The organism is Pseudomonas phytophila, from assembly GCF_025643095.1.
GTDB lineage: Bacteria > Pseudomonadota > Gammaproteobacteria > Pseudomonadales > Pseudomonadaceae > Aquipseudomonas > Aquipseudomonas quasicaspiana.
Window position 1 is genome coordinate 4190679 of record NZ_CP081201.1, and the last position, 13007, is coordinate 4203685.

The window sequence follows — 13007 nt, forward strand, 5'->3', positions numbered from 1 at the left end:
AAACTACGGCGCCGGTTGAAGCCTGCGCCGCAGCGGTTACGGGTATTACGGCATTACGATGTAACAGTCAAATCAGACGCCGTTTTGCAGAAGCATGTTGCGCACGTGACCGATAGCCTTGGTTGGGTTAAGACCCTTCGGACAAACGTTGACGCAATTCATGATCCCGCGGCAGCGGAATACGCTGAACGGGTCATCCAGCGAAGCCAGACGCTCGGCGGTCTTGTTGTCACGGCTGTCAGCCAGGAAACGATAGGCTTGCAGCAGTGCAGCTGGACCGAGGAACTTGTCCGGGTTCCACCAGAAGGACGGGCAGGAAGTCGAGCAGCAAGCGCATAGAATGCACTCGTACAGACCATCCAGCTTCTCACGCTCTTCAGGAGTCTGAAGACGTTCGATGGCCGGAGCCGGGGTATCGTTCAACAGATATGGCTTAACCTTCTCGTACTGCTTGTAGAAGATGCTCATATCAACAACCAGGTCACGTATCACAGGCAAACCAGGCAGTGGACGCACCACCAGCTTGTTGCCCTTGACCACGGCGGACAGCGGCGTGATGCACGCCAGGCCGTTCTTGCCGTTGATGTTCATACCGTCGGAGCCGCAAACACCTTCACGGCACGAACGACGGTAAGAGAACCCTTCATCCTGTTCCTTGATCAGGGCCAATACATCCAGCACCATCAAGTCTTTACCACCGGTATCAACGTCGAACACCTGGGTTTTAGGCGCAGAGTCGCTGTCGGGGTTGTAGCGATAAACTTCGACTTTCAACATAGCGGCCACCTTTAGTAAGTCCGAATTTTCGGTTCAAACGCCGGTACTGTCTTCGGCGCAAAGTTGACTGCACGTTTGGCAACCCGCTTCTCGCCAGGGAAGTACAGGGTGTGGCACAGCCAGTTTTCATCGTCACGATCTTCATAGTCTTCGCGAGCATGAGCACCGCGGGACTCTTTACGCACTTCTGCAGCAACTGCAGTAGCTTCGGCAACTTCCAGCAGGTTCTGCAACTCGAGCGCTTCGATACGCGCCGTGTTGAAGCCCTGGGACTTGTCGTTGATCTTGACATTGCCAATACGAACGCGCAGATCAGCCAGCTGAGCGATACCTTTCTGCATATATTCGCCGGTACGGAACACGCCGAAGTAGTTCTGCATGCAGCTTTGCAGCTCGCGGCGCAGAGTAGCGACGTCCTCACCTTCGGTACGCTCGTTGAGGCCATTGAGACGGCTCAGCGCGGCATCGATATCGGTTTCGCTAGCGTCCGCATATTCAATGCCTTCGGTCAGCACTTTCTCAAGGTGCAGGCCGGCAGCACGACCAAATACCACGAGGTCGAGCAGCGAGTTACCACCCAGACGGTTGGCACCGTGCACAGATACGCATGCTACTTCACCTACAGCGAACAACCCGGGAAGGATCTGATCGTTGCCGTCAGCATCCTGGGTCATGGCCTGACCATGAATGTTGGTGGCAACACCACCCATCATGTAGTGGCAGGTAGGCACAACAGGTACAGGAGCAACGACCGGATCCACGTGCGCAAATGTCTTCGACAGCTCACAGATGCCTGGCAGACGGCTGTGCAGCACTTCTTCGCCCAGGTGATCTAGCTTCAACATCACGTGATCGCCATCAGGACCACAGCCATTACCCGCGATGATTTCCTTGACCATGGAACGCGCAACAACGTCACGACCAGCAAGGTCTTTCGCGTTCGGCGCATAGCGCTCCATGAAACGCTCACCATGCTTGTTGATCAGGTATCCGCCTTCACCGCGGCAACCTTCTGTGACCAGTACACCTGCGCCAGCAATGCCGGTTGGGTGGAACTGCCACATTTCGATGTCCTGAACAGGAACACCGGCACGCAGTGCCATGCCGACGCCGTCACCGGTATTGATGAGGGCATTGGTGGTAGAGGAATAGATACGGCCAGCGCCGCCGGTGGCCAATACAGTCGCCTTGGCGCGGATGTACATGGTTTCGCCGGTTTCGATGCAGATCGCAATCACACCCACGAACGCGCCGTCCTGGTTCTTCACCAGATCAACTGCGTAATACTCGTTCAGAAAGGTGGTACCTGCTTTCAGGTTGCCCTGATAGAGGGTGTGCAGCAGGGCGTGACCTGTACGGTCGGACGCCGCGCACGTACGCGCAGCCTGACCGCCCTTGCCGAAATCCTTCGACTGACCACCAAACGGACGCTGGTAGATACGGCCCTGCTCGGTGCGCGAGAACGGCATGCCCATGTGGTCCAGCTCATAAACTGCAGCCGGGCCTTCCTGACACATATATTCGATAGCGTCCTGGTCACCGATGTAGTCGGAACCCTTAACGGTATCGTACATGTGCCAGCGCCAGTCATCGTTTGGATCGGCAGAAGCGATCGCGCAGGTGATGCCACCCTGAGCAGAAACAGTATGCGAACGAGTCGGGAAAACCTTGGTGACTACGGCGGTCTTGTGGCCGCCCTGAGCCAGCTGCAAGGCAGCACGCATGCCTGCACCGCCGCCACCAATAATGATGGCGTCGAATGAAAGTGTATTTATGTTAGCCATGGATCAGATACCCCAAAGAATCTGCACACCCCAGACGAAGTAAGCGAACATCGCAACGCCGCAGACTGCCTGGAAAAGGAAACGCACAACCGTCGCCGACTTGCCCAGCGCCATCGGCGTCAGGTAGTCAGTTGCGATGGTCCACATGCCGACCCAGGCGTGAGCGCCCAGAGCAACGAGGGCCAGCAGGCTGAAGATGCGCATTGCAGTGTGGGAGAACAGGCCATGCCACTGGGCGTAATCGATGCCCGGATGCGCGACCAGGTATCCGATCAGGAAGATGAAATAAGCCGCGAGCACGACCGCAGATACGCGCTGCGCCATCCAGTCATAGAGGCCCGAACGCGACAGGTTGGTGACGTTGGTTACCATATCCATACTCCCGCCAGAACGATTACCACCACGGATACGGCGATAACGATTTTGGAGCCCAGCTTGCCGCCTTCCAGCGTCTCGCCAATGCCCGCATCCATGATCAGGTGGCGGATGCCCGCTACCAGGTGATAAAGCAGGGCGGACAGCAGAGCCCAGATCACAAGCTTGGCCAGCGGACTGGTCAGATACGCTTTAACTTCACCGAACCCTTCTTCGGAACTCAGCGACTTGTCCAATGCATACAGCATGATGACGAGGCCGACAAAGAGAATGACTCCGGAGACACGGTGAAGAATGGACGTGTAAGCAGTGACTGGGAGTTTGATGGTCCTTAGGTCTAGGTTTACAGGTCGTTGGCTTTTCACGGCTTTATTTCACACTTGAAGAGCCCCTAACTATCAGGGCAAATTATTGGGAAGTGCACTGGTCAGGTACCCACCACCCAGGGAGTGACGACCTCCGGTATACAGGCCCTAAAGCCCCTGGCGGTCGGACGCCGAGTATAGACAGTTAGGTTACTAATGACAACGCAGAGAGGGTCCTCAAATAGGTGATTGCGCTGGCCGGATAAAAAGCGTAAGTGACAGAATGTCGCAGGGTAAATCAAGCCTGAAAGCCTTCTGGAACACGACTTTAGGCAAATTGACTTTAGATTTTATCTAACTATAGTGGTGCGGGCCCTGCGTGGGGGGCCGTCTGATGATTTGAAGCATAAACAGGAGGCCACATGGCTGATAATAAAGCGCAGTTGATCATCGAGGGCGCAGCCCCCGTCGAGCTGCCCATTCTCACCGGCACCGTAGGCCCCGACGTGATCGACGTACGTGGTCTCACAGCCACCGGCCGCTTCACATTCGACCCAGGCTTCATGTCGACCGCCTCTTGCGAGTCGAAGATCACCTACATTGATGGTGACAACGGGATCCTGCTGCACCGCGGCTATCCGATCGAACAACTGGCCGAGCAATCGGACTACCTGGAAACCTGCTATCTGCTGCTGAACGGCGAACTGCCAACCGCCGAGCAGAAAGCCCAGTTCGTTGTTGTCGTGAAGAACCACACCATGGTTCACGAACAGCTCAAGACCTTCTTCAACGGCTTCCGCCGCGACGCTCACCCGATGGCGGTGATGTGTGGGGTGGTGGGTGCCCTCTCGGCGTTCTATCACGACTCTCTGGACATCAATAATCCACAGCACCGTGAAATCTCAGCCATCCGTCTGGTCGCCAAGATGCCGACGCTGGCAGCCATGGTTTACAAGTACTCCATGGGCCAACCCATGATGTACCCACGCAACGACCTGAGCTACGCCGAGAACTTCCTGCACATGATGTTCAACACACCGTGCGAGATCAAACCGATCAGCCCGGTGCTGGCCAAGGCCATGGACAAGATTTTCATCCTGCATGCCGATCACGAACAGAACGCCTCGACGTCCACAGTACGTATGGCAGGCTCTTCGGGCGCCAACCCGTTTGCGTGTATCGCAGCCGGTATTGCCGCGCTCTGGGGCCCGGCACACGGCGGCGCAAACGAAGCCGTGTTGTCCATGCTCGATGAAATTGGTGACGTGTCGAACATCGACAAGTTCATTGCCAAGGCCAAGGACAAGAACGATCCGTTCAAACTGATGGGCTTCGGTCACCGGGTTTACAAGAACCGCGACCCGCGCGCTACCGTGATGAAGCAGACCTGCGACGAAGTCCTCAAGGAGCTGGGCATTACCAATGACCCGCAACTTGAGCTGGCCATGCGCCTGGAAGAGATCGCCCTGACCGATCCTTACTTCATCGAGCGCTCGCTGTACCCGAACGTCGATTTCTATTCGGGCATCATCCTCAAGGCAATCGGCATTCCAACCAGCATGTTCACCGTAATCTTCGCTCTGGCGCGGACTGTCGGCTGGATCTCCCACTGGAAGGAAATGCTCTCCAGCCCGTACAAGATTGGCCGTCCACGCCAGTTGTACACCGGCTACGTGTCTCGCGATATCGTGCCACTGGAAGATCGCAAGTAAGCTTCATGCTGCAACTGAAAAGGGCTGCCAATGGCAGCCCTTTTTTATTTCGCCGTCCCTGCAGGAGTTGCCCCGGTGTCGTTGACACCGCGCTGTCGCGTAGAAAACGGGGACCTGTAGGAGCGCGCTTGCCCGCGATCCGGTCTGTCAGTCGACGAATATATTGCCTGTACTAACGCGATCGCGGGCAAGCGCGCTCCTACAGGGAAAAAGCATTTCAATTCAGTAATTTATGTTTTTTGATGCTCGTGCGCTCTTACAAAAAAGGGAGGGAAGCTTACTTCTCAGCCCTTTCCCTCAACGCCTTCAACGTATTGAACGGCGCCTCCACCACGAACTTGTTGGCCAGCCATGAAGGCACGCTGCCGCCCGGCTCGGTGTGGACCTGATAGGTCACCTGTGTCTTGTTCGGCCCTTGCGGCACGAACTTCCAGAAGCCGTCGACTTGCGATACCCGCACGAAGCCTTTCTCTTCGGGAATGTAGGTGGGCACTTCCTGAAGTTTACGGGTCAGACTGCCGTCAGTGCCCTCTTCCGTCGTCACCAGCAATACAGAATCACGAGGCGTCACCGGCCAGGGCGTATTGATCTGAGTGTATGTCCAGGCCTGATTACCCTCATGCTTGAGTACCTTCTGCGACTTGCATTCATGAATCCAGGCACAGGCACCTGCGACATCTTCCTGAAGACCGCGCAACTTCGCGACGCTCGCGTTGATGACCGTCTCACCGCGATAAGCCTTGTACTGAGAACCAGGCACTTCGCTCAGCGAAACCTTTATACCGGCCTCGTCCTTCGCAACTTTCCAGTCATCAGCCTGAGCACCAGCGGCCACGAGAACCGTCAACCCACAGACAACAGCCATTCGATGCAGCGAACTCATTGTTGTATTCCTTATTGTTGAAGTTCCAGCGAATCAATTCTGTTTTACGGCACAGATCAAGCAACTGCTGTGGCTTTCTCCCACCAGGTAATCAGACGGATGGCATCAGCCTGATCAACGCCACAGACATCCTGCGCCGCCTTGAACTGACTACACACCGCAGGCCGCTCCGGCTGACCAAAGATTGCGCACAGCATGTCGAGCGACAGATGCAGACAACGCTCGCCTGCAGGCTTGCCGTCCGGCATGCCGGGAATAGGAGATGTGATGGAAGGCGCGATGCAGCAAGCACCACAGCCTGAGCGGCAGTCCATGACCAGCACCCTGACAGGTAAAATTGAAGTGAGGATAGTAACCGCTGAAACGCGCGTTTGAAATGCCCGGTGCTACTGCAAGGTGCTACTGCCTGAATTTGAAATCCAGAGCAGCACCTTCCACATCCCGGCGACTGTCGTTACGCATTTGCAAATCCATTTCATTGCTTAAGATGCGCCCATTGAGCTCGAAAGGATCATTACCAGACGCACGCTTATCGCCGAACATCGGCGGCAATATGGGCTTGCGTGGCTTGGCTTTGGCCGTTCCGGCAGGTTGCAGCTCTTCAGCCAGCTCAGGAGGCAGACTCAAATCAAGCTTTGCGTTGTTCAGACTGGTGTCCTTGAGTGTTTTCTTACTTTCCGCCACCGACTTGCGTTTCGCCGCATCACTCTTTTTCTCCTTTGCAGTCTTTGCAGCAGGCGCTTTGGCTACTTCAGTCTTGTTCTGCTTACTGGCAGGCGCAGCATCACCGTTGGTCGCAACCGGAACCACCGGCACATTCGGCGCCAACTCATGCACCTGTGATTTGGCGGGCTCGGAGGCTGACTTTGGGGCCTCAACCACTGGCGGGCTGACAGCGGGTTTCGCTGGCGCCTGAGCCTCGGCCGCCACCTTGGGCTTGGGTGCAGCGTCCTTCTGAGCATCACAGGCACTCAGAAGAACGACAACCGACAATGCAACGCAACGAAAAACATTCATAGGGCAGAAATGGCAAAGGCAGAAAACAACATGCTGGCCTGTTGCACGTCCAATAACAAGACGGAGATTCAACCCACAGACGACAACACTATGTCTGCGGGACCTACATAGCTGACCTCAGTAGAGCTCAACCGTTTCCTGGCATAACTGTTTGGCCAGCATTCCGAGCGTCATGAGCGCTCTTTCTGCTTCACGATTCCACGGAATGCCACAGTTCAATCGAATGCAATGGTTGAACTGTTCTGTATTGCTGAAGATAAGGCCCGGCGCGATGCTGATCCCCTGCTCCAGCGCCCGGATGTGCAATTCCTGAGTGTTGACTCGCCCTGGCAAGCTGACCCACAGGATAAATCCGCCCAGCGGTCGGCTCATCTGCGTGCCCTCGGGGAAGTACTGCTGCACCGCGAGCTGAAAAGCGCTTAGGTTCTTCCGGTATTCCACACGAATAAAGCGCAAATGCCGGTCATAGCCGCCATTTTCCAGATACGCGGCGACGCCCATCTGGGTGACACTGCACGCAGAATGGGTACTGAATATCTGCAAGCGCTGAATTTCAGCCTGATATTTGCCCGCAATCATCCAGCCGATACGCACGCCGGGGGATAGGGTTTTGGAGAAGCTGGAACAATAGATAACGCGCCCCAGACGATCAAAAGCCTTCAACGCCTTGGCTCGCCCCTGCTCAAACATCAACTCGCCATAAATATCGTCTTCAACTACTTGAATATCGAAGTCCGAGGCCAGCCGCAGCAAGTGCTTCTGACGCTCTTCGGGCATAGTACTGCCCAAAGGATTACTCAGGCGCGAAGTCAGTACCAATGCCTTGATCGACCACTGATTGGCGGCCAGTTGCAGCGCTTCAAGACTAATGCCCGTTTGGGGGTCACTGGGAATCTCAATAACCTTGAGCCCCAGAAGATCAGCCAGTTGCAGAAGCCCGTAATAACTTGGCGATTCCGCTGCGATGAGATCACCAGGCCGCGTTACCACCCTTAACGCCATCTGCAGGGCATCCACACAGCCATGGGTGATCACCACGTCAGCCGGATCAACCACTACGCCTGCATCACGCATACGAATGGCAACCTGACGACGCAGTGGTTCGAAACCCGGGCTGAACATGTAGCTGAAGGCTCGCGGACTTTGAAAACGAGTCACTTTTGCTATCTGCTGATGCAGGGCCCGCACCGGCAGATAATCGACGTGAGGCACTGCAGCGCCCAAAGGGAAGACCCCCTCCCGGCGCGACTCCATCAAGACCTGCTGAATGATGCTGCTGCGCGTCACCAATCCCGGCCTTTCGACTCGGGCAATATCAGGTGTAGGCGCCGTCAATGCCGGTGTCTGGTGCACGTAATAGCCAGACTGTGGGCGGGCGCGAATCAACCCCTGATCCTCCAGATTCGCATAGGCCTGCAAGACGGTCGCATGACTCACATTCAACTGCGAACTCATCTTGCGCACTGACGGCACACGCTCGCCGGGCTGATAAACGCCACGACGAATGTCTTCAGCCAGTTGCTGAGCGATTTTTTGGTAGAGCAGAAGGTTGGTCATGACGCAGCCTCGGTACCGCTGGCGACTTGCTTTTGTAGGAAGATAGTCGATTTGTCACCAGAACAGTTGTGAAGTGTACTGGGACAGTTTCCCCCAGGGCTAGCCCCGGCGCGCGCTGATTAAAAAAACTATCAGGCAAAAGCGCCAAATCATCAGGTTTTCAGGCCAAAAAAAATCGACACCCGAAATCAGGCGTCGATTTTTTCAAATTTTCTCAGCGATTGGGACCGAGCAGCCCTTTCGAATCAGAAAAAACGATCTCGACCCGGCGGTTTTTCGCGCGCCCCCGTTCAGATGCGTTGGCTTCCACAGGATATTCATCACCGTAGCCCTGAACATGGATGCGTTTCTCATCAATGCCCAGATCCGTTAGCACGTCAGCCACTGCCTGCGCACGCTCCTGAGACAAGCGCAGGTTTTCCTGCTTGTCGCCAACGTTGTCGGTGTAGCCTTCAATCCGGACGACGCGTTTGGGGTTGAGCTGCAAAAATTGCACGACTTTGAGCACTGTCCGGTTAGCCGAGCTTTTGAGTTCAGCATGACCGGTGTCGAACAATACGTCCCCTAATGTCATGACCAGACCACGCTCGGTCTGTGTGGTAGCAAGACTGACAATCTGGTCTTCCAGCCACTGGCCGTGCTGCTGCGCACTGGCCAGCTTGGCTTCACGCAGCGCCAATTGAAGACGCTGGCGCTCCATCTCCTGCTTTTCCAGACGCTCGGTGTTGAGCAGCAAATTGGCGTGCTCACGGGCAATTTCACTGTATCGGCTGCTGAGATAGGCGTAATGGGCAACGTCACTGCCGCTGCCCAGATAACTCGACAGGCGCTCTGCCTTGCCCAGCAATTCACCCGCCCGCACTACGTCCTTCGGGGCACTGCGCAGAACATCGCTGTCTTCCTTGACCTTCTGAAAGTCAGCATTGGCCTGTTGCAAAGCCTGTTCGCTGCCCTGATGACCTGCGCAGCCGTAGAGTCCGGCCGAGCCCAGCAGCAGGCAAACGCTCAATGCACGGGGAACAAGGTTCATTGGCCCTCCCCCAACTGCTTGCGCAGACGATTGAGGCGGGTATTCAGTTGGGTGACCTGCGCCTCGCTCTTTTCAGTCAGAACCCGTGCTTCCGCCAGACGCGCATCCAGCTCAGCCTGCTCGGCCTGCATGCGTGCAGCCTTGTACGACTCGTTGGTCATGTCGGATCTAGCCTGAGCCAGTTTCGATTCCGCCATTTGCATCTCTGGCTCATCGTCGACAGCACCGACGGCCTTGGCCTGGGCCACGGCCTTTTCGGTCAGTTTCATCTGCTCGATGGGGGCTGGATCACTGGCGCAGCCAGCCAGGGTAACGAGTGCCATGGCGGCCAATAAGGGGCGTCTTTTTACAAAAGAAGTCGCTAGACAGGTCACAAAAGAAATCACAAAAAAACATTCCTACTTGTTTGGGGCGCTGGCCGGCTGCAGTAGTTGAGCCTTCCAGGTTTCCAGATTGCGTTTGATTGCTTCGCCCGACAGGCCTGAGGCGGCCGATTCTGTCATCTTTTTCGCCAGTTGTCCGCGAAGCCAGGGATCGTTGCAGGCCGAGTTGAACGACAAAGCAAGATACAGACCCGGCTGGTCAACCGGTTGTGGACGCGCCACCAGATCTTTGGTCAGGCCCAACGTCTGCACCATCGCCATCCCCGGATAGCGACTGGCGAGAACGTAGTCCACCTGCCCCAGCATCAGTTTTTGAAAGGCTTCAGTCAGATTGGGCAGGCGCTCAAGGGTCAGTTGCGCCTTGACGGCTGCATCGAACGCCTGGGTCATCCGGATTCGTTCGGATGCCGCACCTGTGTGCCCATGCAGATCAGCCAGCGTATCCAGTGGCAGCGATTGATCCTGACGCGTCCAGACCATGATTTCATTCTGAATCAGCGGCGGATGGATGTAATCCAGCGCGTCAAGTTCGGCCTGACTCAGTGGCGCATCCACCAACATGTCCATGCGACCGCTACGCACTTCTTCAAGCGCCTGACTGCGCTTACCGGCGTAGAGCACTTCGACCTTGATCCCAAGCTCATGCGCCGCCTGCTTGAACAGATCAGCACTGGCGCCCATCAAGTGTTTGGGGTCTTGAGGATCACGCCACAGGTAAGGCGGCGCATCCGGGCTGCCGGTCACGATCAGGCGTTCACACTTACCCGCCGCCATTGCGACGCCGGGCCCTGCAAGCAAACCGATGACAAGCGCAGCAAGCAGCCTGTTTGACTGAACCATGGGAAAACCTTTTTTGCTTCAGGACTTTTTCAAGGCTTTAAAACAGCCAATAAAAAACCCGTTCGCCCGGCCCTATGAACTCGCACTGACTGCGATGCTCACCGGCCGAAACGAACGGGGCTTTATAGAAGCACTTATAAGCGAAGCATCTGGATTAGACCAGCTTCTCCAGCTCAGGAATGGCTTCGAACAAGTCAGCTACGAGGCCGTAATCAGCGACCTGGAAAATAGGCGCCTCTTCGTCCTTGTTGATCGCCACGATGACTTTCGAGTCTTTCATGCCCGCCAGATGCTGGATCGCGCCGGAGATACCCACCGCGATGTAAAGCTGAGGCGCTACGATCTTGCCGGTCTGACCGACCTGCATATCGTTCGGCACAAAGCCTGCGTCCACTGCAGCACGGGAAGCACCAACAGCGGCGCCCAGCTTGTCAGCCAGCGTGTACAAGTGCTTGAAGTTGTCGCCATTCTGCATGCCACGACCGCCAGAAACGACGATCTTGGCAGCGGTCAGTTCCGGACGATCAGACTGGGCCAGCTCTTCGCCGACAAAGCTCGATTTACCAGCGTCGTGAGCTGCAGAAACCGCTTCAACCGCAGCCGAGCCGCCTTCAGCAGCAACAGGATCGAAACCGGTAGCGCGTACGGTGATCACTTTGATCGAAGCCGAAGACTGCACGGTAGCGATGGCGTTACCGGCGTAGATTGGACGCTTGAAGGTGTCCGCCGACTCAACCGAAATGATCTCGGAGATCTGGTCGACGTCCAGCAAGGCAGCAACGCGCGGCAGGATGTTTTTACCATTGGAAGTAGCAGCGGCCAGAATGTGGCTGTAGCTACCGGCCAGCTCAACGACCAGCGGAGCGATGTTTTCCGGCAACTGATGGGCGTAGGCGGCGTTATCAGCGACCAGGACCTTCGATACGCCCGATACCTTGCCAGCGGCGTCGGCAACACCCGAAGCGCCAGCACCGGCAACGAGTACGTGAATGTCGCCGCCAATTTTGACAGCAGCCGCCACAGTATTAAGCGTGGCTGGAGCCAGTGTCGCGTTGTCGTGTTCAGCGATTACCAGGATAGTCATGGTCAGATCACCTTCGCTTCGTTTTTCAGTTTCTCGACCAGTTCAGCCACCGACTTGACCTTGATACCTGCGCTACGTGCAGCAGGCGCTTCGACCTTGATGGTCTTGGTGGTGGATGCAGTGGAAACACCCAGAGCATCCGGGGTCAGCACTTCAAGTGGTTTCTTCTTGGCTTTCATGATGTTTGGCAGCGACGCGTAGCGTGGCTCATTCAGACGCAGGTCAGTGGTCACCACGGCTGGAAGGCTCAACGAAACGGTCTGCAGGCCACCGTCGATTTCGCGGGTCACGGCAACCTTGTCGCCGCTGACTTCAACTTTCGACGCGAAAGTGCCCTGAGCAAAACCGCTCAAAGCGGCCAGCATCTGACCAGTCTGATTGTTGTCGCTGTCGATCGCCTGCTTGCCGAGGATGACCAACTGTGGCTGCTCCTTGGCAACGACAGCGTTGAGCAGCTTGGCAACGGCCAGAGAATTCAGCTCATCGGCGCACTCAACGAGGATGGCACGGTCGGCACCCAGAGCCAGCGCGGTACGCAATTGCTCCTGAGCGTTGGTCGGACCAATGGAAACAACGACGATTTCAGTCGCAACGCCTTTCTCTTTAAGGCGTACGGCTTCTTCCACAGCGATTTCGCAGAAGGGATTCATCGACATCTTGACGTTAGCGAGATCGACGCCGGAGTTGTCCGCCTTGACGCGAACCTTGACGTTATAGTCGACCACTCGTTTGACAGCTACTAGAACCTTCATGGATTCCTCGTTTCTCTCCGGTGAAAAGAAAGTCGCCCGGTGCAGCACCCGGCGATGCATGTGTACCCGTGAAGCAACCTCTGGAAACAGCCGTATTCGTACAGAACGAACGGTGACCTTAATAAACAAGCCACCTAAACAGGGATAAACGCCAGATGCCGCACATCTGGGCAATGCAGGCGTGTAAACTTTGCACCCGCAATAATCGTGACCTGGGTTGTCTGCAACGCGCTCGTGACGCCTCAGAGGTGCAGTTCAGGCGATGTTCAGCCTACGGCGAGCGCAAAACCGTCCGTATCTTGACCGCAAGCCGTTATGCGGTCAATACGACAAAACCGCCAGTCATGAGCCGCGCGTCTGCGTTTTATCTGGCCTGCGGCCATTTCAAACAAACGTTTGTATTGGCCCTGCCGGGTGGTGTAGATATACTGCGCAGCATAAAAGATGTGGGTTACTGATGCCCCGCACCGCTGCATATAAAAAATACTGTGAGCCTTGAGTAGGAGAT

General features: G+C 56.0%; 15 protein-coding genes. 2 read left to right on the forward strand and 13 right to left on the reverse strand.

Features of this window, described 5'->3' with window-relative positions; genetic code table 11:
• Positions 1-72: 72 nt before the first annotated feature.
• The 4 genes from K3169_RS18865 to sdhC are packed head-to-tail and all read right to left on the reverse strand — an operon-like array spanning position 73 to position 3301.
• The gene (locus K3169_RS18865; RefSeq protein WP_027900895.1) at positions 73-777 is read right to left on the reverse strand and encodes a succinate dehydrogenase iron-sulfur subunit; all 705 of its coding nucleotides are present in this window, start codon (positions 775-777) and stop codon (positions 73-75) included.
• 11 nt (positions 778-788) lie between these two features.
• Positions 789-2561, reverse strand: a complete 1773-nt coding sequence (gene sdhA, locus K3169_RS18870) for a succinate dehydrogenase flavoprotein subunit (RefSeq protein WP_027900894.1) — start codon at positions 2559-2561, stop codon at positions 789-791.
• Positions 2562-2564: 3 nt separating this feature from the next.
• Complete coding sequence (gene sdhD, locus K3169_RS18875) at positions 2565-2933, reverse strand: succinate dehydrogenase, hydrophobic membrane anchor protein (protein WP_027900893.1); 369 nt, start codon at positions 2931-2933, stop codon at positions 2565-2567.
• Positions 2927-3301: a succinate dehydrogenase, cytochrome b556 subunit gene (sdhC, locus tag K3169_RS18880; protein ID WP_080238188.1), complete on the reverse strand. Its 375-nt coding sequence runs from the start codon at positions 3299-3301 to the stop codon at positions 2927-2929. The genes sdhD and sdhC overlap by 7 nt, the downstream gene beginning before the upstream one ends.
• Before the next feature lie 362 nt (positions 3302-3663).
• Here sdhC and gltA point away from each other — a divergent pair, with 362 nt between their 5' ends.
• Complete coding sequence (gene gltA / locus K3169_RS18885; protein WP_027900891.1) at positions 3664-4953, forward strand: citrate synthase; 1290 nt, start codon at positions 3664-3666, stop codon at positions 4951-4953.
• Between the two features lie 277 nt (positions 4954-5230).
• Here the strand turns inward: gltA and K3169_RS18890 are convergent, their stop codons facing one another.
• From K3169_RS18890 to K3169_RS18930, 9 genes are all read right to left on the reverse strand, one after another.
• Positions 5231-5836, reverse strand: a complete 606-nt coding sequence (locus tag K3169_RS18890; RefSeq protein WP_231667108.1) for an START domain-containing protein — start codon at positions 5834-5836, stop codon at positions 5231-5233.
• 56 nt (positions 5837-5892) lie between these two features.
• Entirely contained in the window at positions 5893-6150 is a 258-nt protein-coding gene (locus K3169_RS18895) for a YkgJ family cysteine cluster protein (RefSeq protein WP_263267424.1), read from the reverse strand.
• A gap of 85 nt (positions 6151-6235) precedes the next feature.
• Positions 6236-6853, reverse strand: a complete 618-nt coding sequence (locus K3169_RS18900; protein ID WP_263267425.1) for a translation initiation factor 2 — start codon at positions 6851-6853, stop codon at positions 6236-6238.
• Positions 6854-6970: 117 nt separating this feature from the next.
• Positions 6971-8410, reverse strand: coding sequence for a PLP-dependent aminotransferase family protein (locus K3169_RS18905; RefSeq protein WP_122397135.1), 1440 nt, complete (start codon positions 8408-8410; stop codon positions 6971-6973).
• A gap of 214 nt (positions 8411-8624) precedes the next feature.
• Positions 8625-9440: an OmpA family protein gene (locus K3169_RS18910; protein WP_122708789.1), complete on the reverse strand. Its 816-nt coding sequence runs from the start codon at positions 9438-9440 to the stop codon at positions 8625-8627.
• Positions 9437-9763: a DUF4398 domain-containing protein gene (locus K3169_RS18915; protein WP_263267427.1), complete on the reverse strand. Its 327-nt coding sequence runs from the start codon at positions 9761-9763 to the stop codon at positions 9437-9439. The genes K3169_RS18910 and K3169_RS18915 overlap by 4 nt, the downstream gene beginning before the upstream one ends.
• A 75-nt stretch (positions 9764-9838) precedes the next feature.
• Positions 9839-10663 carry a substrate-binding periplasmic protein gene (locus tag K3169_RS18920; RefSeq protein ID WP_231677248.1) on the reverse strand — a complete coding sequence of 275 codons (825 nt, stop codon included), beginning with the start codon at positions 10661-10663 and terminating at the stop codon, positions 9839-9841.
• Positions 10664-10817: 154 nt separating this feature from the next.
• Positions 10818-11747: an electron transfer flavoprotein subunit alpha/FixB family protein gene (locus K3169_RS18925; RefSeq protein WP_027900883.1), complete on the reverse strand. Its 930-nt coding sequence runs from the start codon at positions 11745-11747 to the stop codon at positions 10818-10820.
• Between the two features lie 2 nt (positions 11748-11749).
• The gene (locus K3169_RS18930; RefSeq protein ID WP_027900882.1) at positions 11750-12499 is read right to left on the reverse strand and encodes an electron transfer flavoprotein subunit beta/FixA family protein; all 750 of its coding nucleotides are present in this window, start codon (positions 12497-12499) and stop codon (positions 11750-11752) included.
• Between the two features lie 155 nt (positions 12500-12654).
• On the opposite strand from K3169_RS18930, the gene K3169_RS18935 reads away from it, so the two are divergent.
• Positions 12655-12957: a hypothetical protein gene (locus K3169_RS18935; protein WP_263267430.1), complete on the forward strand. Its 303-nt coding sequence runs from the start codon at positions 12655-12657 to the stop codon at positions 12955-12957.
• Positions 12958-13007 lie beyond the last annotated feature (50 nt).